Raw genomic sequence first — 20,318 nt, 5'->3', positions numbered from 1 at the left:
TAGTATAGCACAAGAAAAACAAATTAGTAAACACCCAATTTTTTTATTGCCCGAATCACTTCGGGGACAACTTCCGGGGGCCAACTTCCCTCGCCTCGGCGTCCTGTATTCAGGATGAACTGCAAACGATAACGATGAGGATAACCTTCAACCTCCATCCAAATTAACTCGCTTTCGGCTTCACAGCTAATTTTTTCTTCGTCCATCAACTCACTCGCCATCTGAGTCATTGTGTCAGCCAGTTGAGTCAGCAGACGACAAAAATCGTTTAACTCCGCTTGGGTTAACTCCATCGCCCAGTCGTCACCCCCAACTAACCCCTGATATTCTGTAGCTGTGGGGTTCCAACCCAGACGCCAACCTGTTCCCGTTTTTAGAATCCGATCCATTAATATATTCTTGGGTTAATTAATTCTGTTGGTGGGTTTAGACAGTGACCAGTGAACAGTGAACAGTGACCAGTGAACAGGTGACAGGTGAGATGATCACTGATAGCTGGTCAGGTGATAACTGTAAACTGTAAACTGTTTTGAGGCACTCCCCTACAAAATAATCATATTGTTATAATTGCAATAACTCCGCGTCTCCCGGTTGAGGAAGAGGAGGTAAGGGTGAAGTTCGATTTTCGGGTGAGGTTTGAGGGGTTTCTTCTGACGAACTTGAGGATGAACCCGACGCATTCTCCGAGGAGTTGGGATCAAAAGAACTAACCAGCGTATCGACTAACTGCTGTCGTTGGTTGCGGTTAAACGTTCTCACCGTTTCGCGATCGCCATCGAGGGGATTTTTTTGTAACGAACCCGCTCCCGGATACTGAGATTCTAACATGGCTTCATTGACTCCCAAATAATCGGCTAATGTTAGCTTCCAATCAAACCGAGACAGGGGAGAACGTCCTTTAACATAAACATGATAGCGAATTAATCGCCCGATCAACGTATCCTCTGCGGCGACTTCTCCGTTTTCTAGGGAAACATAATTATTTTCTTTGGGAAGATCGGGCATTTGTTGATACACTTGTTGCCAAACATCCCGAATTCTGACAACACGAGTTTGGGGCTGTTGGGCGATCGCCACCGGAGTTGTGAACCCACTAATTCTAGCTAGTCCCTGAAATTGACTTGATTCTATCCCACTCGCCAACACTGTGACAACAGCAACACATAACGCCAAGAATACAGAACGATACCATCGCTGAAGATCTAGAATCATAGCTAATATTAATTTACTGAGGACTAGCTAGATTGTAAATAACAGACTAACGATCTACAATAATTTCAGGCTGAGTCATTTCATCGGACATTTCAACGATCGCCCGCAGTACCGGCTTCATCACATTCTCGTCTACACTGTCAAAATCTTCATAACGACAGCGTTTGGCGCGGTTGGCGACTTGTACGGTGATCCGATAACGGTTAGAGGCGGCACTAATTAAATCGGCAGCCCTGCGAGTAATTTCTGTAGAATCGATAGTAGTACGCTTGTGCATAAAATTATTTAACTCTCGGTTAAAGATCGGACTACTCTATGTTAACGAACAACTCCGCAGATCGGGTTTGACCCGTAAATTCTGCGAATTTTCGCAGATGCCAGAGAATAAAGTTTTGGTAAATGTTAACTTTTTGTAATAGACTGTTGATCGAATCTGTTGTATATAGCTCCCGCCAAGTCGATCAGTTCCACTATTATCTAAAATTACCTATGACCGCATCAGTCGCTTGGAGTTCCCAATCATCCGTTATTCGCTTACCCCAAGTCCACCGTCATTCCCTTAGGCTGGTTGCTTTGGGCGATAGTCTGGTTTATGGTTATGGCGATCCTGAAGGTGGAGGTTGGGTTGAACGGCTACGACGACAATGGATGTCTCCGGGTAGTCCGGGTCATGTGGTTTATAATTTGGGGGTTCGCGGAAATCGTGCGGTTCAAGTTCGCGATCGCCTAGAACATGAATTCCGTCACCGGGGCGAACTGAGAAATCGGGTTCCCGATGTAATTATTTTATCAGTTGGCGTCAACGATAGCTGCAAAATTCAATCGGACCAAGGACGCAATTACACGGATTTTGAACAATTCCAAACGGTAATTAACAGTTTACTCGATAGCGCTCAAAATCTTTGTTCGGTTTTGTTTGTGGGAATGGTTCCGGTTGATGAAACCAAAATGCCGTTTCAAGATTGTTTATATTACAATCACGAAAACCAATATCGCTACAAAGAAGCGACTCGTTTAGCTTGTTTGGAGCGAAATATTCCCTATCTTGATATTTTTCACCATTGGTTAGAACAGGGTGAATCTTTCTGGAAATCGCGTCTAAGTGTAGATGGTTTACACCCAAACACGATTGGTTATCAAACCTTACTCCAAGATGTACTCAATTGGGAACCTATTCTTCAGATGAATCGCTCTCACCATTCTCGCTAATTTCAGAGGGATTATAGGGCGGATAATGTCCGGGGGGTGGATAATATTGAACCGGAACTTTTTCCTCTGAAGCGGTTGTTGATTCTGTTTTTTTAGAACAATCACTGCTTTTTTCTTCTGAGGCGAAACCCGGTTCAGCCAATGCTAAAGTTAAAAGCATTGTTCCCCCCAAAATTAATTGACTGGTTTTCATTTGTCTCGACTCCAATTCTAAACGTTGGATTGGTAAATATGAGGCTGCGGGTAAGAGTTGGGAGAGAAAGGCTGTGAAATCACTATCGAGGTACAAATATTTATTGCTTATTTTAATTTTACTACAGAGTTCGCTTTTGCATCATACTTATTTTTTAAGTTTATAAATGTTCACGGGTAGAGACATCCCCCAATAGTTATAGTTTTTCTTCTGTCGGGTGAATGATACAAAATTTGTGAATTCTCACCTCAATTATAAACTCTCACCCACCCGAGAATTTTCTGTAGGGTGGGTGACATCAAGATTTGTGAATTCTCACCTCAATTATAAACTGTCACCCACCCGAGTTTCTTCATTCAACTACATCGCAATCATTGATTAGTAGAATTTTATGTCGGGTGAATGACATCAAGATTTGTGAATTCTCAGGTCAATGAGAAACAGTCACCCACCCGAGTTTCTTCATCCAACTGAAAACCGCTATAAATTATATTTTTTTCAATCAAAATATCTACCGCAAAACCCCAATTTCTACTAAAAGAAACGGGGCTTGAATCTTTCACAGAGAACAGATATCATTTTGAGTAAAAATCATCCATCTCTGTGATAGATTGATTTGACAAAAAACCCGATTTCTTCTTCGTGAAATTGAGAAGAAAGGCGATAATTTAATTCAGAAACCGGGTGAATTTGTATTCGAGGGTAAACAGGTGAGATTAGGCTCTCATTTTCGAGTAAGATGAGGATCGATTTGTAGAAAGGGGAGAAGCAAATAATAGAATCTTCTCCAATAATCTCGGTGCAATGCGGTTACACCAAACTGCAAGATGACTTTGCCATCCCACTAATATTTCCGGCGAATCTTTGCGAAGTCCATCAATTAACACTTCCGCGACTTCGGTAGCCGTCATCGGTACCACCCAACGGAATAACTGAAGTCGTCGCGACATATCGGTATCCGTCAACGTCGGTAACAAAGCCATCACCCGAATATTGTGTTCGGCCAATTCCGCGCGTAAAGCTTGCGTAAACCCAATGATAGCAAATTTTGTCGCCGAATAGGTTGACATGGTGGGAGCGGCGATTTTCCCCATTAAACTGGAGACGTTGACAATGGTCCCTTGTTGGCGGGTTGCCATCCGTCTTGCAACTGAACGGGTAATGGTGTACATTCCCATTAAATTGAGGGAAACTTCTTCTTGTAATTGGGGTAATTTTGACTGTAAAAACGGCGTTTGATGGGCGACTCCGGCACAGTTTACCAGCAAATCAATTGGCCCGTGAGAACGCCACGCTTGAGCGATCGCAATATTGACTTCTACGGGTTGGGTTAAGTCGATCGCCAAGGTCACAACTTCAACATTCAACTGTTGAATTTCTTCGGCTAATTCTGCTAATTTTTGGCGATCGCGAGCGACCAAAAGTAAACGTTTTACTCCCGCTTTTGCGAGTTCTAAAGCGATCGCTCGTCCGATCCCCCGTGAAGCTCCGGTGATCAATGCGGTAATGCCTTGAATTTTCATAAAAACCTCCAAGGTAATCAAATGCTGCATTTGTTAAAACAGGCTAAAAAGCCTTGATTTTTGCAGCGTTCTGTGGTCAAATGTTCTTCAATAGAACAGTGCAAATTAGATGAGCTTGCACGGCGAGACTGAGCGAAATAAAGTTGCCAAAAGACAGCTTTTGTTCCTTTATTTCTTCAGAACTCACCAAGGGTTCTATCGAAACAAAAAGTTCTATTTTGTCGAAAAACTTATGGCTGAGGGAATTGGGTTAGCAAGAGAATTGCAGTTCGTGTTACCTTTTTGACACACTGATCCTCAAAATCGATTTCAAACCCCATCTTTGAAGCTGGTTTGAATAGGACGGGGTATTTGACCTCTTGCGCTTTCCCTCAGCGCGAGTCTTATACTCACGACCTTAGAGCATAGTAGAGCATGGCTCATTCGTCTCCTTTTACGTTGGGTGAATTTGACTCCACATTCACAACGTAACAGCTAGATCAACAGTTGGCAACATTTTTTAATAAAAAAAGCTTAACATTTCTTTACAAAAATACAAATTTCTCTCAGTAAAGGAGGGAATCGGGAAGATTAAAAAACCCGCTTTCTCTTAGAAAACGGGTCTTTGGGAGGGTATTAAGTTAAAGGAAGGGAGACAATTAACTCAGTTCCTTCTCCGGGTTGGGAGACACATTCAAGCTGTCCCTGATGGGTTTCAACGACAATTTGATGACAAATATTCAACCCAAAACCCGTTCCAGACTCTAGAGGTTTAGTGGTAAAAAAGGGTTCAAAAATATGAGTTTGAACGTCCTCAGGAATTCCGGTTCCGTTATCTTTAATTCGGATCAGAACTTGTTCGACTGTAGAAGTATTGGAATTCTCGGGAGAAACCACTTCTGTTTTAATCCAAATTGTCGGTTCATCCTCAGAGGTTTCCAAGCGTTTATCTTCGAGCGCATCAATAGCATTATTGAGCAAATTCATAAACACTTGATTAAGCTGTCCCGGATAACATTTAACTTCGGGAAGTTTACCATAATCTTTCACCAAATTAATAGCACGGCCTTTTTTCCCTTTCAATTTGGCTTGTAAAATTAAGACAATATCATCGAGAACCTGATGAATATCAACCGCTTTTTCTTCGGAGTCATCCACCCGATAGATATTTCTCAAAGACTCAACCAATTGACGAATCCGTTCGGCGCCGTTTTTCATTGACTCGATCACTTGCGGCAAATCTTCTAACAAAAATTCCAGGTCAATTTCTTCGATTCTTTCCTCAATTGCGGGGGAAGGTTCGGGATATTCTTCGCCGTAGAGTTCGAGCAAATCCATTAAATCTTGGGCGTATTCAGAGACGTGAGAAACATTTCCTTTAACCACAGAAACGGGATTATTAATTTCGTGGGTAATTCCCGAAATCATTTGACCGAGAGTCGAAAACTTTTCGCTGTAAATTAATCGTTTTTGAGCGAATTCTAGTTCATCTAAAATTTGCTGCACTTGGGGAGAACTTGAATTCACCTTTTCTGAGGAGGTTTTACTGTGTTTCAAACCCCGACTCACTCTCCGGTTTAATTCATCAACATCTATCGGATAAAAAACCCAATCATCGATCTGAGTTTCCACGAGGGAAAATTGAGAGTCGAGAAGTTGAGGTTGAGTCAGTAATAAATAAAAAGCAGAAGCCAGATGAGGATGATTTTTCAGGCTTTTAATGGTTGATAACCCATCAGCTTGTTCGGAAATATAGCTGTAAATAATCAAATCAGGATGAAGACTATCGGCTGATGTTAAAGCCGATTGAATTGAGTCTGCGGTTGCCACTTCATACCCTTGTTTTTGCAAAATCTCTTGAAGTGTTCCCAGAGATTGAACATCCTCATCAAAAATCAAAATTAGAGCCATAATGTATTGCTAAAAATTGCAGGGTTTACCCATTAACGACAAGCGAGCATAGAAACACCTGGACGGGGGAAGATTACCAGCGACACGAATAAGTGTTGATCAACAGCTAGAGTCTAAGAGGGAGTCCTCTTCTATTTTATCGAGAATTTAACAGACACAGGCTAAATCAATTTATAAATTTTTCTTGGTCTTCAAAGTTAGAAGTGAGTCACGGGTATCAAAATCACTTAGACACCAGACTTCAAGACTCTTGTAGTAAAGTGAGGGTATGCTTGCCAAAACCTTGAGAGAAATTAACATGAAAACGCTTTATGTAACTTGTATCACCTTAGTCGCAACCTGTTTACTGACGGTGATTAACTACATCCTACAGATAGATAATGTTGCCGCACAAAGCCTATATAATCCTACTGTATTGGAGCGGAAAACAGAAGTTCTTTCGCCGGGAGTTTATGCTGAAAATCAATATACGATTGTGAGTCAAAACAATTTTATTTCTGGCTATGAACCTCAAAATCCGGATGGTACTGTTAATGTGGTGGTTGAAATTCCAGCCGGCACTTTGGCGAAGTGGGAGGTGAGTAAACCCGATGGTAAACTCAAATGGGAATTCAAAAAAGGCAAACCTCGTGTGGTAGAATATTTAGGTTATCCGGGTAATTATGGGATGATTCCTCGATCGCATTTACCCAAAGAACTCGGTGGGGATGGCGATCCGGTTGATGCGATTGTATTAGGTGCTGCGGTGCCGCGAGGTTCGGTTGTACCGGTTAAATTGATTGGTATTCTCAAGCTTCTTGATAGTGGCGAACAAGATGATAAACTGTTAGGTGTGATTAAAGATTCGCCGTTTTTTGAGGTTAATTCTATTGCTGATTTAGATGAAAAGTTTCCGGGTGTTACCACGATTCTTGAAACTTGGTTCAGCAATTACAAAGGTATTAATGGCGAAATGGAAAGCAAAGGGTTTGCTGAAAAAGAGGAAGCTTTAAAAGTGTTTAATTTTGCTGTTCAAGCTTTTAACGAAAGTTGATTGAAAGGGGACAGGGAACAGGGAATACAGTCACCTCCGAACCCAATAATGTAGGGGCGGGTTCAGCAATTATTTATGTTACCCAGAAATAACTTACATAAACCCGCCCCGATCCTGTCATTTTGTAGGGGCGGGTTCAGCAATTATTTATGTTACCCAGAAATAACTTACATAAACCCGCCCCCTCCACAGAAGAAATTGTGAGGTTACTGATAACTGCTAACTGTAAACACTGGTGACTGGTGAGGCAGCGCGTTGGGCGGGTTCCCCGAAAGTCACGCGACTGCCGTTCGCGCAGCGTCTCCGAAGGAGATACCCGGAGGGTGACTGGTGAGGCAGTGCTGACTTGGCGGAATAGTCGCGAAGCGCTTGCCTTGCGGCCCGGCGGTTTCCGTCGAGAGCGCGAACTCGCGACTTGGCGGAATGGTCGCGAGCGAAGTTCGCAACAGAGCACAGTTTGCAATCTTAGCAACTGCCGTTCGCGCAGCGTCTCCGAAGGAGATACCCGAAGGGTGACTGTAAACGGGCGGGTTTATATAACTTTTCTGTGGGAAAATATAGATTTTGACAGAACCCGCCCCTACGTTATTCGGGCGGGTTTATATAACTTTTCTGTGGGAAAATATAGATTTTGACAGAACCCGCCCCTACTTAACGCCCATGCGAATTTCCGAGCAGAAAGAAGCTTGAGTTAAGCCATTCTTTTGTTTGAAAACAGTGGTTCGGAGTCGCAAATTTGGCATCAGATACCACAACCGTTCTTCTACGGAAAAGCTATCGGTTTCTGTGATTAAAACCAAAACTTCATCTTCTCCCAACAGATAACGACCTTTAAACGTTTGATTTTGAGAACCAGGTCGAGTTTGTAAAAATTGACCTTCTTGGGGCGAATTTTCATCAATTAAAGGCACTAACATCGCCTGTCCGGTTTGCTGTTTAGAGTCATTTTCTACGGTTCCTTCCCAACTGAATTTTAAACCTTTCCAAACTTGGCCGGAATCAACGTGCTGATGTTCGCAGAGTTGGATGATACTGGGTTCATTTTCGGGCAAAATATCAATGGTCAGGTTAGATTTTCCGGCCAGTAATTGTCCCGAAGATAGGTTGTGAATTGTGCGTTGAGAAAACCATTTTCCCGCTGAGAGTTCAAGGAATTCTTTAATATCCATCAAGCTATTTTATGTTCGCTGGTGTAATTTGAGAAAATTTGAGTTGCTAATTTTTTCAGTTTATCACTAACCGGATTTTCCCAAAACTATTTTAAACCGAAGAACAACAACTGCGATCGCGTCCTGTGGCTTTCGCCCGATATAAAGCCTCATCTGCCGCTCCAATCAAGGTAGAAATGGATAAACTGGGTTTGGGGATCAAACTCGCCACCCCCAAACTGAGGGTTACACACTGATGAGCAGACTTCGCGTGAGAGATACCCAAGGCTCTAACCCGGACTCGAATTTCTTCGGCGACTCGCAGCGCCCCTTGTAGGGAAGTATTGGGTAAAATCACCGCAAACTCCTCTCCTCCGTAGCGAGCGACTAAATCTGCTGGACGTTTAACGCCGGCTTGGATGGCTTGGGCGACTTGCCGCAAGCAATGATCTCCGGCTTGATGTCCGTAGGTATCATTATAGAGTTTAAAGCTATCAATATCGCATAAAATTAATGAGAGTTGATCTTGCGATCGCATTAACCGTTGCCATTCTTTTTCTAAAACTCGATCAAAACAATGACGGTTTGCAATTTGGGTTAACCCATCTCGGGCTGCCAAACGTTCTAATTCTTGATTGGCGGTTTCGAGTTGATGATATAATTCTCCCTGATGAATGGCGATCGCCGCTTGAGCAGATAATTCACTCAGCAAAGTAGTTTCATGTTGTTCCCAGTATCGAATATCTCGACAATGGTGAGCAATCATTAACCCCCATAATTTATCTTGGTAGACAATCGGAACGACTAAGTTTGCTTTAACGGCGTAACGTTCGAGGAGTTGAATATGGCATTCGTTTAAATCGGCGTTGTGAATATCATTAATTGCTCTAACTCGCCCCTGACGATAATATTTTACATAATTTTCCCGAAAACAAGGATCGTCAATTTCATCGTTTAAACTCTCAGGATAACCGGGTAAAACCGACTCAACCACAACTGTACCATTCCAGTGAGAATCAAAGCGAAATAAAAGCACCCGATCTGTATCTAAAAGTTGTCGGACTTCATAGGCGGTTGTATTGAGAATCTCATTAATATTGATAGATTTGCGAATTTTTTGGACGGTTTGCATCACCAATTTTTCCCGTAGGGCTTGCTGTTTGAGTTCTTCTTTGAGGTGAGCATATTCGAGAATTTTTTCGGCGAGTTTCTGCTGCTCTAACTGCGGGGTTTGAGCCAACTTTTCCGAGAGAGAAACTGTAGTTAATCCCCGAGAAACTTTCCGGGTGTTGGCTTGACGTAAACCCGAATAAATCGAGGTTAAATTTTGAGATTTCATCAACCAGTCGAGAACCGCTTCCCCCGATAAAGGATGACTAATGAGATAACCTTGGGCTTGATGACAGCCAATAGATTGAAGAAATTCTAACTGTTGTCGGGTTTCTACGCCTTTCGCCAAGACATTTAATTCTAACGCATTTCCCAAGTGTACCAGCGCTTCTAAAATGGCTTCTTGCTTGGGATCGCTCATTAAATTTTCTACAAAAGAAGCATCAATTTTTAAGGTTTGAATGGGTAAATTTTTTAGGGAAATCAAAGAAGAATATCCCCGCCCAAAATCATCAATTGCAATTTTAATCCCTTTTTGGGTTAAGGTTTTTAGTCGGTCTACTGACTTTTCTAGATTCCACATCAAAGCCGTTTCTGTAATTTCAAGTTCCAGGCGGTTGGGGTCGATTTGGGTTTGCTTTATAATTTGACTTAATCCCTCGATTAAATCCTCTTTTGCAAACTGATTGACCGCCAAATTTACACTAACTTTTAGCGGGTTTAATGCCGCAATTTGCCAAAGTCGTTGTTGATGACAGGCGGTTTTTAAAACCCAGTCGCCTATACTTTGGAGCGCATTAACTTTTTCGGCTATCGGTAAAAAACGATGGGGATAAATCACACCTAAGCGGGGATGGCACCAACGAATTAAAGCTTCTAACCCGATAATTTTTCCCGTAGATAATTCAATTTGAGGTTGATAGTGAATGATGAATTCTTCCCGCTTTAAACCCTGTTTTAAATCGTTTTCTAGGGCAAAATCGTCAGTATTTTCTACTCCAATTTGAGGCGAATAAAGTTTGTAGGTGTTCCCGTGCTGCTTGGCTTGCTTCAGAGCTATTTCAGCGTGTTTGAGTAGGGTTTCTGCGGTTTCTCCGTCGTAGGGAGCCAAAGCAATTCCCATACTCGCCTTCAGATAAATGGGTTGATTTTGTAGATAAAATGGCTCGTTAAAAATATCGAGTAAGTTTTGACAAAGGGAAAGGGTATCATCGGCATAGGCGACTTCTGATAAAATTAAGGCGAACCCGTCTCCGTGCCAACGGGAAATTAAACTATGATTGAGTTGCAATTCTTCTAAACGGTCTTGTAGGCGCCCGGCGACTTCTTGTAACAAGCGATCGCCAATTTGATGACCAAAGGATTGATTAATGTTTTTAAATCGATCCAAGTCTAAAACCGCAACGGCAATGATTTCGGCTTTGTATAGCGCATCAATTAATGTTAGGGTAAGTTGCTGTTCTAAAACGATACGATTCGGTAATTTTGTTACTCTATCGTATGAGGCTTGATGATTAATTAAATAGGTGAGTTGTTGTTGGATAAAGGTAACATACAGGTGTAAATTTAGCGATTGGCCTAATTTCAGTTCGTGGGGTTTCCAAATCGGAGCCTCTCGCCGAATTTCTTGCCAGATTTCAAAGGATTGTCGGGTGAGTTTATCGTCTAAATTTCTATTCCGATAACCCGCCCATTTAATTTCGATTTCTCGTTGGGTTCTAAACAGCGTCAGATAGCCCACTAATTGATGGCGACATCCGAGCGGAATAATTAATAATAAGTCAATAGAAGTCCCCGTAAAGGCTTCAGCCAACGGTTGTAAATCGTGATATTCTGAAAAATCCGCAACTTTATAAATTTGAGGCCAATTCGCTTGAATTGGATGAATTTCATCGGGATAATAAAATGGAGTAGACTCGGCTTTACGGTTAACTGGATGAGTATTTTCTTTAATTAACTGTTGCCAACTGCTCTGATTTTCGAGTTCAATTTGCCTCGGTTGTTCTCCGATTTTGTATAATTTGGGGGATTCGCCTGTAAGATTATCGGTAAAATAAAGCCGTCCTCCATCCGCTTCTAGGAGAGTCATTGTTTCTTCGAGAATGGTTTGCCAAATTTGACCGTTATCTCGGTTTTGCTCGAAAATTTGGTTGAGACGGGCGATCGCTTTTTCCTGTTGCTGTTGCTGAGAGGCTTGGGCGATCATCATGGTTTGGGCGATCGCCAGAGAAATTTGTTTACTAAACAGTTCTAAAGTTTGTAATTCTGCTTCGTTATACCGTCGCGGATCGCTATGATGAGCAACCAGTAAACCCCACAATTGTTCCCAGTGAAAAATCGGAATCACTAAAGATGATAAGACTCCCATTCCGAGTAAATAGTTCAGATGACATTCATTAACCGGAGCATAACAAATTTGACGGTCGGATGAGTCACCTTTATCCCAGTTTAAATTAGCACTGTCAAGGATTTTGCGCTTCGCTGAGACATCAATAATAATACGTTGATTGGGTTTATTAAACTGCTCGCGAGCAGAAGCGGGAATATCTTGGCTAGAAAAATGTAATCCGAGTAGAGAGGGTAATTTTTCCGATTGTACAGATTCGGCAATAATTACACCGTTTCCTTCTCTGTCAAACTGATAAACTTTGACCCGATCAACTTTTATAAAGGTACGAGATTCTTTGGTAATTAAATTTAGTTTTTCTTGAAATCCTAAGTGTTTTTGAGTTAAATTAGTTAGCCAGTATAACAATTTTTTGGGATACTTCGGTTTCAAATCCATATGCTCTCCTTAGAGTTGCCCGGTTTATTTGTAAGGAATTATTGAGTTTAAATACAAGCGCTGAGGAATTCAAGTCGGTTTTTTACATAACCAAATAAAAAGATAAAAAAATTAAAACTTTCCGGAAGTCTTTGAGACTTAAAGCGAAGTTTAGAGTGGATAACTTTGTAGACTCAAGGTAAAATTTTACCGTTTACGATGCCGAAATCACCCAAAAAATAAAATTAAGTTTTTTAGGGAAAATCCCAATTGAAGTCGGCAAGTTTGAGCGGGGAACATTTTACCTAATAACATTATAGAAGGTTCTGAATACTTTGAGTTTAAAGCCCCCTCAACTTCGGCCTATCAAAACCTCGATCAACAGATCGCCACGCCGAAAAACTTTTAAATTTTATCAAATGTTAACTCAATCGAGTGTGAAGTTTGATGCAAATCAATTGAAAACAGGAGTCACCGAGTCACCGAGTCAGGAGTTGGGAGTAAGCGCGTTCGCGCTCGCTGCGCGTACAGAATTCCCTTTTCCCCTTTCCCCTTTCCCCTTTCCCCTTTCCCTAACAACTGGTGACGGGTTCTGAGTGACTGTCAAAGTGGGTACAGATTCAGATAAACTGTGGATTGGTTACAGTCAAATCGGAGAACACTGGAAGTGGCAATCGAAATCGGTCAGAAAGTGAAGGTACGCCGCATCAGAGATCGGATGCCTGCAAATGTTGTCAGCAAAATCAAACAAAATCCTTACGGCATAGTCGAAGACTACAAAATGGTAGACGGGAGCGGAGTTGGCTTCGTGGTCAAACTCGATGACAACCTGTCAAGCTGGTTCTTTGAAGATGAACTAGAAACCGCGTCTTAACGTTCCCGTGAGGTCGGGAGTCAGACCCGCAGTGAGTTGATCGCAACCGAAAGTTGAACCGGAAAAAACCGCTTGTGAAAACGCCAGCGTTGCGGGCGATCTCCATTGGGTTAACACTACCAAAGACAATGCACGGGCGATCGCTCCTCACCGGCTTTCCCGACTTCACAGACTGACGCGCGGCCAATACTCAACAGTTGTCGTAAATCCCCTAAAAACATACGCTAAGATTTCAAAGTGCGGTTAAACCGAGAAAATGTAAGTGATTTTAGCAGTAGGAAAGAGTAGATGGCTCTAATATTAACCTTTTTGGGAAAGGGTGGCACCGGACGAACCACAATAGCAGTCGCAACCGCCAAACGGTTTGCACAGCAAGGAAAGCGAGTCCTCCTGGCTAGTCAAGATACCAGTCCAGCCCTCAGCCTGTTTTTGGGTGAAACGGTGGGTTCTCAGCCCACAGAGGTCGCCCCCAACCTCAAGGCGACTTATCTCAAAAGCGCTCAACTCCTCGAACAAAGTTGGGAACAACTCAAAAGCTTAGAAGCCCAATATGTTCGCACCCCCTTTTTTAAAAATGTTTATGGTCAGGAACTCGGGGTATTACCGGGGATGGATAGTGCGCTGGCGTTGAATGCTATTCGAGAATACGATGCCAGCGGCGCCTATGATGTGATTGTTTATGATGGGCCAAGCAGCCAAGAAACCCTGAGAATGTTGGGAATGCCAGAGATTTTAAGCTGGTATGTCCGTCGGTTTCGTCAAGTTTTTCTGGAGTCGGATTTTTGGAAAGCAATTTCTCCGTTTGCTCAACCGGTTAGCAGTGCGGTGTTGAGCGTGGATCTGTCAGCCGATAATTTCTCCCAACCGACTAATCAAGTTAATAATATCTTGGATCAGGGCAAAGAAGCGGTTGCCGATCCAAACCGAGTTGTGGCTTATTTGGTTACAACTGCCGATGATATTGCGATCGCCACCGCCCGTTATTTGTGGGGAAGCGCTCAACAAGTTTGTTTAACCGTCGGCGGGGTAATTCTCAATCAAGCCAATTTAAGCGATAGTATTACTGAAAGCTTCGATCCGCTCAAAGTTCATGCGGTCCCGGAAATTCCCGCTCAAGATTGGCAAATTTTAACCCAAGCCTTACCCGACTTGAGCGCGATCGCCAAAACCGCCCCCCGTTCGATTTCAGTAGACGTGGCTAAACGCCAAGTCAGCCTATTTCTACCCAGTTTTGATAAAAAACAAATTAAACTCACTCAGTACGGCCCTGAAGTGACGATAGAAGCCGGAGATCAACGGCGAAATATCTTTCTCCCCGATCCCCTGCGCGGAAAACCCGTCACCGGAGCCAAGTTTCAAAACAATTACTTGATCATTTCTTTTTAGTGAAAAAAGGCAATAGGGAACAGGCAACGGGCAACAGGGAATAGGGAATAGGCAACCATGCAAGAGTCTTGTAGGGGCGGGTTCAGCCTAAATCTATGTTACCCACAAAATAACTTACATAAACCCGCCCCAACCCATCAACCGTTTTTCCCCGACTCGGTGACTGGGTGACTCCCGACTATTGCCTATTGCTAGAAGCGCCTGTTGCTAGATGAGCTGTCCCCTGTAACCTGTTCCCTAACAACTGTAAGCACTGGTGACTGGTGACTGGTGACTGGTGACTGTAAACTGGTTACTGCATAACTGTAAACTGTTGACTGTAAAAGCTGTTCACTCCTCCTAAATTTAAGATTACTTCTTATGTCTGAAACGCCGGAAACTCAAGTTCGTCAAAACCCAAATCCAGACCGCAGCGCCAAAACTCGGCAACTGTTGGGGATGAAAGGTGCTGCACCCGGAGAAAAATCCATCTGGAAAATCCGCCTACAATTGATGAAACCCATCACCTGGATACCGTTAATCTGGGGTGTGGTTTGCGGGGCGGCGTCTTCGGGAAATTATACCTGGAGTCTGGAAGATTTTTTGATTGCATTAGCTTGTATGCTGTTAGCCGGACCGTTAATGGCGGGTTATACTCAAACCTTGAATGATTTCTACGATCGCGATCTAGACGCCATTAACGAACCCTATCGACCCATTCCTTCGGGAGCCATCTCTATTCCCCAAGTCGTGACGCAAATATTGATTCTCCTCGGAGCGGGGGTCGCTTTGTCCTACGGGTTGGATGTCTGGGCGCAACATGAATTTCCGACCATTACCTGTCTGTGTCTGGGGGGAGCGTTCTTATCCTACATCTATTCGGCTCCGCCTTTAAAGCTGAAAAAAAATGGCTGGTTGGGAAATTATGCCTTGGGAGCGAGTTATATTGCATTACCCTGGTGGACGGGTCACGCTTTATTTGGGGATTTGACCTCAACCATTGTGGTTTTGACCCTATTCTACAGTTTGGCAGGATTGGGAATTGCGATCGTTAACGATTTCAAAAGTGTCGAAGGCGATCGCCAACTTGGGTTAAAATCATTACCGGTAATGTTTGGCGTGGGAACGGCCGCTTGGATTTGCGTGTTGATGATTGATATCTTTCAAGCGGGTGTGGCTATGTATCTGATCAGTATCCAACAAAACCTCTACGCCACAATCCTATTATTGTTGGTGATTCCTCAGATTACCTTTCAAGATATGTATTTTCTACGCAATCCTCTCGAAAATGATGTTAAATATCAAGCAAGCGCTCAACCCTTCTTGGTCTTAGGGATGCTGGTGGTGGGATTGGCTTTAGGTCACGCCGCGTGAGCATCTCGAACAAACAAATGTTAGAAAAGGTTGCTTTTCAACCTCATAACAGATATCCTAAGCGGAAACATCGATAAACTCTATCCTTGAGTTTATTCAAGCTTTCCCCTGGAGATATCCGTTTCCAACGAACTTTGGGAGCCGACCGTGACGAAATTTCCTCAGGATACGGACAATCAATCTAAGTTTACAGGGAACCCGATTGATTCCGATGACCAACGCACTGAGTCTGGAGAGACGCCTTGGCACCTCTCCCAACAACAGGGTGAAGCCAAACTTCCCACTTTTTTTAAGCAAGAATATCAAAGCACCATGACAGGAGTTAGATTTAACTCAGAAGTTAACCCTTCAACCCCCTCTCAAGATGGGTTTCCGTCGCCAGAAACCGGGGAAGATACAGATAACCCTTCAATGACCGCAACCCAGGAGAATGCTTGGGACCAAACGTCTGAGTTGGGTCAAAACTCGGTCGATGAAGACGGAGATCAAGAACAAGAATCTGATCTTGAAGAAAATATCCCTCAGAGTCTACAACGTTGGTCGGGTCGGGTCTGGGTATGGGTAAAATCCAAAATTCCCACACCAGAAGAAGGTAAAACCGCCTGGTATCAACGGGTGAGTGTTTGGATCGGTATCGGGGTGGTCACGGTCGGCGGCGGAACGGTTGGTTATGGCGGTTGGAAGTTTTACCAGCTTTATCAAAATTTGCCGGAACTGACCGATCTTTCCACCTACTCTCGCGATGGCACTTTAACGATAAAAGCCGCAGATGGTACGATTTTAATGCAGCGTGGCCCCGCCACTCGGGAGAAAGTCAAGCTCGAGCAAATTCCCGAACAGTTGGTCGAAGCGTTTGTAGCCATTGAAGATCGGCGCTTTTACGAGCATAATGGGGTCGATTATCAAGGCATTATCCGGGCTTTCGGTTCCAACTTGTTGGCCGGCGGAGTTGTCGAGGGGGGAAGTACCATCACCCAACAGTTGGCGAGAATGGTGTTTCTCGATCAAGAACGGAGTATTGTTCGCAAATTGCGCGAAGCCATGCTCGCCACTAAAATTGAACGGCAGATGACCAAGGAGGAGATTCTTGAACAATATCTCAATTTGGTTTATCTGGGTTCGGGCGCTTATGGGGTGGCCGACGCCGCTCAGGTCTACTTTAGCAAGCCGGTTCAACGCCTGACCCTCTCGGAAATTGCCACCTTAGCGGGTTTGCCTCCGGCACCGAGTCAGTATTCTCCCCTGGTAGACTTGGAGTCGGCGACAGCACGCCGGAATGTGGTTTTACAGCGCATGGCCGATGCTGAGGTGTTGACCCCCGCTCGCGCCGAACAGGTTCAACAACAAGCTTTAGCGGTCGATCCGAGTTCCCCCAAACGCCTACAGGTTCGCGCTCCCTATTTTGCCAGCTACATTGAAAAGGAATTACCGAAATATATCTCCCCGGAAGCCCTGGAAATCGGCGGGTTAACCGTTGAAACCAGTGTGAACCTCAAATGGCAAGAAATTGCCCAAAAGGTCGTTAAAGAGGCGGTGGAAATTGATGGGGCGTCTCAGGCGTTCGATCAGGCGGCGTTGGTGGCAATTGACCCCCGCACTGGTGAGGTGAAGGCGTTGGTCGGCGGGGCGAGTTTTGCTGAAAGTGAGTTTAATCGCGCCATTCAAGCTCAACGTCAGCCCGGATCGACGTTTAAAGGGTTGGTTTATGCCACCGCGATCGCGGCGGGTTTTTCTCCCTATGATAGTTACAAGGATGAGCCTTATCGGGTAGATGGTTATCGACCGATGAATTATGGAAACCGTCACTCGAATAACTGGCGATCGATGATCAGCGCTTTGAGTAGTTCGGTGAATGTGGTGGCGGTGAGGGTGTTGGTTGATGTTGGTTTTGAACCGACGATTAAAATGGCCAAGGATATGGGAATTCACTCTCAGTTAAAACCGACTTATTCTTTGGCGTTGGGCGCTTATGAGGTGAATTTGCTTGAGTTGACCAATGCTTACGGGACGCTTGCCGCTGAGGGAAATCATATTCCCGCTCATGGCATTCGTCGCGTGGTCAACCAAAAGGGCGAAACGATTTATCAAGCCGATTTTAAACCGAAACGAGTTTTAGATAAAGGCAGCGCTGCTATTACAACTTGGATGTTGGAAGGGGTTGTAGAAGGGGGAACCGGTACTTCGGCTTATTTATCGGACCGCCAGGTCGCCGGAAAAACCGGAACTTCTGAGAAGGCGCGAGATCTGTGGTTTATTGGTTATATTCCTCAGATGGTAACGGGGGTTTGGTTGGGCAATGATGACAACCAACCGACTTGGGGAACTAGCGAAACCGCCGCTTACAACTGGCGTCAGTTTATGAAAGAGGTGGCTGAGGATATCCCGGCTGAAGATTTCCCCAAATTACCCGAGTTGGACGGACGCAAGGGGAGTATTAAGGCTAAACCTCATCAACCCAATAGCATTGTTACCGGAGGTTCGGCGGTTCAAAAGGATGACCCGGACTATCATCGGTTCTTCTCGAATACCAGCAAGGCTAACTACAGTTCTAGCTCTTATAATGGGGGTTATTCCAGTGGTGGCTATTCCAGTGGTGGCTATTATAGTAGTGGCTATTCCAGTGGCGGCTATTCCAGTGGCGGCTATTCCAGTGGCGGCTATTCCAGTGGCGGCTATTCCAGTGGCGGCTATTATAGTGGCGGCTATTCCAGCGGCGGCTACGGATATGGCGGCTATTAGACAGTGAACACTGCAACTGTTTTTAGTCTACAGTCAACCGGTGAGATGGCGACAAGGAAAAGAACCGATCGCGGATCACTCTAATTGCTGATAACTGAAAACACGGGTCGCGGGTTACTATAAAGTGTAAACTGTAAAAAGGAGACTGTAAGTTATCATGGATGAACTGAAGCCAATTTTTGAGGGTTTTACCCAACAGCCAATCGCTTTTTTAGGTGGGTTTGTTTCGGGTATTCTTAAGTTAAATTTGTATGATGATCCGGTGAAAAGCTGGTTATCGAAAGAGGGAGCGACAGTTTCTCAAACTTCTTCTCCTTCAGAAGCTACTAATGGCAATAAAGGGCCACAATCTATTACAATTGAATAAATTTCAATAGAAGTTTTTAGATGTTTTTCATTCAGCCTGCAACTCCAAAGCGGGCTTTTTTTGTTAATGTAGGCAACAGGCAATTTACAGTCACCAGTCACCAGTCACCAGTCACCAGTTATTAGGGAACAGGGAACAGGGAACAGCGCGAACTCGCGACTTGGCGGAATGGTCGCGAGCGCAAAGTCCGTTGCTCTGGTTCACAGAGTTGAAGGAACGATGCCACGAGAGCGAAGTAAGCCGCTTTGCGGCAGGCTACGCCAACGCAATCTTAGGGAACAGGGAACGGTCAATAGGAGTCACCGAGTCACCGAGTCACCAGTTTGACAGCGTTAACCTCGAAATCCAACCGTCAACCCATCCGTTTCTTAAAGCGTTAACCTCGAAATCCAACCGTCAACCCATCCGTTTACCATCTCCCCGACTCCCAACTTTTATTACAATTCTAAAGGTGCTAGAACACCGAGTTTTTCTTGGAGAATATACCTTAATATTGCTTGAGTAATTGAGATTAATCCGAGTCGAACTTGTGCTATTTTTGGGGTTTGAAGTTTGACTTCTCCCCAAATGCGACACTGACTGTAGAAGGCTTGAAACGCATTAGAAATCTGATCGGCTCTCTTTTCCCAGAATTGTTGATCGGATGAGGTAGAATCGGCGTCTAAACTGTTTAGAAGTTGCCCGATGAGTTGCTGTTCACTGGGATGATGAATTCGCAGTTTTCCGCTAACATCCAGCCAAGGAATTGGATCGGGTTCGATAAAGAACCACAGCGCCGGAGTCCTTTGGGGATTGGGTCGATCTAAGGTAATGATGCGATCGCGATCGGCCAACCGCAATATTGAACAACAGCGAGCATGGCTATATTGTACCCCAAATCTGTTTTTTGAGTAATGGTTATCAGCCGATATTGAGTTTGAAAATCGGGGAAAACTTGATTCGGGTAAAGGAGTTTTAATAATCTGTTGTAACCAACTGGCGACCGTGCGATCGCTTAATTCAAATGCAATTATTCCATTAGAAATCACTTCAACGGTTATCTCAACGCGATCGCTTTGGAATGACAAACCTTGAACAATTTCAGCGGCGATATCTATGGGGTTTTGATGTTTAATTTTTGCCAGTTTCAAAGCGATCGCCGAGTGATATCGAATCGGCCAAGACTCTTTAAGGAGATAAACCGGAATATCCTGAGAATCGATGTTAATTTCTTGACATCGAATGTGCTGATATAGCTTGTTAACCAGGAAACATTGAACCATCGGGCTGTGCATATCATTTCAGTAATTCTTCTGGAGTCAACTACAGTTAATGAGCCTCTCAACAAGATCCTGACCCCAGATTCCGGAACCTCAAGAGAATTCTGTGTAGCAAGCTTAAAGCCTCTCTCGGCGTGAAACTCTCTAGGAATTTTCTTTGGGATCGCGCAGATGATGTGTTTTTTGCTACATTAGTAAGATAGCTCACATTGAGATCAGCAATGTATAAAGTTTAGCTCTTGATCATGGGGCTAAGTT

17 protein-coding genes are annotated in these 20,318 nt (G+C 44.0%); 7 read left to right on the top strand and 10 right to left on the bottom strand.

What is annotated here, in order from left to right:
- Positions 1-23 precede the first annotated feature (23 nt).
- The 3 genes from ACL6C3_RS13400 to ACL6C3_RS13390 form a co-directional block, all read right to left on the bottom strand.
- The gene (locus ACL6C3_RS13400; protein WP_413167669.1) at positions 24-389 is read right to left on the bottom strand and encodes a DUF1818 family protein; all 366 of its coding nucleotides are present in this window, start codon (positions 387-389) and stop codon (positions 24-26) included.
- Between the two features lie 172 nt (positions 390-561).
- Positions 562-1,212: a hypothetical protein gene (locus ACL6C3_RS13395; RefSeq protein WP_413167667.1), complete on the bottom strand. Its 651-nt coding sequence runs from the start codon at positions 1,210-1,212 to the stop codon at positions 562-564.
- 46 nt (positions 1,213-1,258) lie between these two features.
- A complete protein-coding gene (locus tag ACL6C3_RS13390) occupies positions 1,259-1,489 on the bottom strand; it encodes a DNA-directed RNA polymerase subunit omega (RefSeq protein WP_413167665.1) in 231 nt (76 codons plus the stop codon).
- Between the two features lie 212 nt (positions 1,490-1,701).
- Between ACL6C3_RS13390 and ACL6C3_RS13385 the strand changes: the two genes are divergently transcribed.
- Positions 1,702-2,421: a GDSL-type esterase/lipase family protein gene (locus ACL6C3_RS13385; protein WP_413167664.1), complete on the top strand. Its 720-nt coding sequence runs from the start codon at positions 1,702-1,704 to the stop codon at positions 2,419-2,421.
- On the opposite strand, the gene ACL6C3_RS13380 is transcribed toward ACL6C3_RS13385, so the two are convergent.
- From ACL6C3_RS13380 to ACL6C3_RS13370, 3 genes are all read right to left on the bottom strand, one after another.
- Complete coding sequence (locus tag ACL6C3_RS13380) at positions 2,384-2,614, bottom strand: hypothetical protein (protein WP_413167662.1); 231 nt, start codon at positions 2,612-2,614, stop codon at positions 2,384-2,386. The two genes, ACL6C3_RS13385 and ACL6C3_RS13380, sit on opposite strands and share 38 nt — an antisense overlap.
- Before the next feature lie 716 nt (positions 2,615-3,330).
- A complete protein-coding gene (locus ACL6C3_RS13375) occupies positions 3,331-4,137 on the bottom strand; it encodes an SDR family NAD(P)-dependent oxidoreductase (protein ID WP_413167661.1) in 807 nt (268 codons plus the stop codon).
- A gap of 615 nt (positions 4,138-4,752) precedes the next feature.
- Positions 4,753-6,027 carry an ATP-binding protein gene (locus ACL6C3_RS13370; RefSeq protein WP_413167660.1) on the bottom strand — a complete coding sequence of 425 codons (1,275 nt, stop codon included), beginning with the start codon at positions 6,025-6,027 and terminating at the stop codon, positions 4,753-4,755.
- A 298-nt stretch (positions 6,028-6,325) separates the two neighbouring features.
- Here ACL6C3_RS13370 and ACL6C3_RS13365 point away from each other — a divergent pair, with 298 nt between their 5' ends.
- The gene (locus tag ACL6C3_RS13365; RefSeq protein WP_413167659.1) at positions 6,326-7,060 is read left to right on the top strand and encodes an inorganic diphosphatase; all 735 of its coding nucleotides are present in this window, start codon (positions 6,326-6,328) and stop codon (positions 7,058-7,060) included.
- Positions 7,061-7,707: 647 nt separating this feature from the next.
- Here ACL6C3_RS13365 and ACL6C3_RS13360 read toward each other — a convergent pair.
- Both ACL6C3_RS13360 and ACL6C3_RS13355 read right to left on the bottom strand, forming a co-directional pair.
- Positions 7,708-8,229, bottom strand: coding sequence for a phycobiliprotein lyase (locus ACL6C3_RS13360; RefSeq protein ID WP_413167658.1), 522 nt, complete (start codon positions 8,227-8,229; stop codon positions 7,708-7,710).
- Positions 8,230-8,320: 91 nt separating this feature from the next.
- The gene (locus tag ACL6C3_RS13355; RefSeq protein ID WP_413167657.1) at positions 8,321-12,103 is read right to left on the bottom strand and encodes a diguanylate cyclase domain-containing protein; all 3,783 of its coding nucleotides are present in this window, start codon (positions 12,101-12,103) and stop codon (positions 8,321-8,323) included.
- 646 nt (positions 12,104-12,749) lie between these two features.
- Here ACL6C3_RS13355 and ACL6C3_RS13350 point away from each other — a divergent pair.
- Positions 12,750-12,956 carry a DUF2862 domain-containing protein gene (locus ACL6C3_RS13350; protein WP_413167656.1) on the top strand — a complete coding sequence of 69 codons (207 nt, stop codon included), beginning with the start codon at positions 12,750-12,752 and terminating at the stop codon, positions 12,954-12,956.
- On the opposite strand, the gene ACL6C3_RS13345 is transcribed toward ACL6C3_RS13350, so the two are convergent.
- Positions 12,939-13,079, bottom strand: coding sequence for a hypothetical protein (locus ACL6C3_RS13345; protein ID WP_413167655.1), 141 nt, complete (start codon positions 13,077-13,079; stop codon positions 12,939-12,941). The genes ACL6C3_RS13350 and ACL6C3_RS13345 overlap by 18 nt on opposite strands.
- A gap of 165 nt (positions 13,080-13,244) precedes the next feature.
- Between ACL6C3_RS13345 and ACL6C3_RS13340 the strand changes: the two genes are divergently transcribed.
- The 4 genes from ACL6C3_RS13340 (at position 13,245) to ACL6C3_RS13325 (ending at position 18,801) form a co-directional block, all read left to right on the top strand.
- Positions 13,245-14,342: an ArsA family ATPase gene (locus tag ACL6C3_RS13340; protein ID WP_413167654.1), complete on the top strand. Its 1,098-nt coding sequence runs from the start codon at positions 13,245-13,247 to the stop codon at positions 14,340-14,342.
- A 360-nt stretch (positions 14,343-14,702) separates the two neighbouring features.
- Positions 14,703-15,695: a chlorophyll synthase ChlG gene (chlG, locus tag ACL6C3_RS13335; RefSeq protein WP_413167653.1), complete on the top strand. Its 993-nt coding sequence runs from the start codon at positions 14,703-14,705 to the stop codon at positions 15,693-15,695.
- A gap of 147 nt (positions 15,696-15,842) precedes the next feature.
- Entirely contained in the window at positions 15,843-18,434 is a 2,592-nt protein-coding gene (locus ACL6C3_RS13330; protein WP_413167652.1) for a transglycosylase domain-containing protein, read from the top strand.
- Between the two features lie 157 nt (positions 18,435-18,591).
- Positions 18,592-18,801 (top strand): hypothetical protein, encoded by a 210-nt coding sequence (locus ACL6C3_RS13325; protein WP_413167651.1) that lies wholly within the window; start codon positions 18,592-18,594, stop codon positions 18,799-18,801.
- A 437-nt stretch (positions 18,802-19,238) separates the two neighbouring features.
- On the opposite strand, the gene ACL6C3_RS13320 is transcribed toward ACL6C3_RS13325, so the two are convergent.
- Positions 19,239-20,063, bottom strand: a complete 825-nt coding sequence (locus tag ACL6C3_RS13320; protein ID WP_413167650.1) for a DALR anticodon-binding domain-containing protein — start codon at positions 20,061-20,063, stop codon at positions 19,239-19,241.
- Positions 20,064-20,318: the final 255 nt, after the last annotated feature.

The sequence above is a fragment of the Capilliphycus salinus ALCB114379 genome (assembly GCF_047276495.1).
In the GTDB taxonomy this organism is placed as follows: domain Bacteria; phylum Cyanobacteriota; class Cyanobacteriia; order Cyanobacteriales; family Microcoleaceae; genus Capilliphycus; species Capilliphycus salinus.
This window is presented reverse-complemented; position numbering and strand designations above follow the sequence as displayed.

Excerpts from the sequence above, each read along its gene's own strand:
- ACL6C3_RS13400 (WP_413167669.1), bottom strand. The coding sequence starts at position 389 with ATGGATCGGATTCTAAAAACGGGAACAGGTTGGCGTCTGGGTTGGAAC.
- ACL6C3_RS13395 (WP_413167667.1), bottom strand. The coding sequence starts at position 1,212 with ATGATTCTAGATCTTCAGCGATGGTATCGTTCTGTATTCTTGGCGTTA.
- ACL6C3_RS13390 (WP_413167665.1), bottom strand. The coding sequence starts at position 1,489 with ATGCACAAGCGTACTACTATCGATTCTACAGAAATTACTCGCAGGGCT.
- ACL6C3_RS13385 (WP_413167664.1), top strand. The coding sequence starts at position 1,702 with ATGACCGCATCAGTCGCTTGGAGTTCCCAATCATCCGTTATTCGCTTA.
- ACL6C3_RS13380 (WP_413167662.1), bottom strand. The coding sequence starts at position 2,614 with ATGAAAACCAGTCAATTAATTTTGGGGGGAACAATGCTTTTAACTTTA.
- ACL6C3_RS13375 (WP_413167661.1), bottom strand. The coding sequence starts at position 4,137 with ATGAAAATTCAAGGCATTACCGCATTGATCACCGGAGCTTCACGGGGG.
- ACL6C3_RS13370 (WP_413167660.1), bottom strand. The coding sequence starts at position 6,027 with ATGGCTCTAATTTTGATTTTTGATGAGGATGTTCAATCTCTGGGAACA.
- ACL6C3_RS13365 (WP_413167659.1), top strand. The coding sequence starts at position 6,326 with ATGAAAACGCTTTATGTAACTTGTATCACCTTAGTCGCAACCTGTTTA.
- ACL6C3_RS13360 (WP_413167658.1), bottom strand. The coding sequence starts at position 8,229 with ATGGATATTAAAGAATTCCTTGAACTCTCAGCGGGAAAATGGTTTTCT.
- ACL6C3_RS13355 (WP_413167657.1), bottom strand. The coding sequence starts at position 12,103 with ATGGATTTGAAACCGAAGTATCCCAAAAAATTGTTATACTGGCTAACT.
- ACL6C3_RS13340 (WP_413167654.1), top strand. The coding sequence starts at position 13,245 with ATGGCTCTAATATTAACCTTTTTGGGAAAGGGTGGCACCGGACGAACC.
- chlG (WP_413167653.1), top strand. The coding sequence starts at position 14,703 with ATGTCTGAAACGCCGGAAACTCAAGTTCGTCAAAACCCAAATCCAGAC.
- ACL6C3_RS13325 (WP_413167651.1), top strand. The coding sequence starts at position 18,592 with ATGGATGAACTGAAGCCAATTTTTGAGGGTTTTACCCAACAGCCAATC.
- ACL6C3_RS13320 (WP_413167650.1), bottom strand. The coding sequence starts at position 20,063 with ATGGTTCAATGTTTCCTGGTTAACAAGCTATATCAGCACATTCGATGT.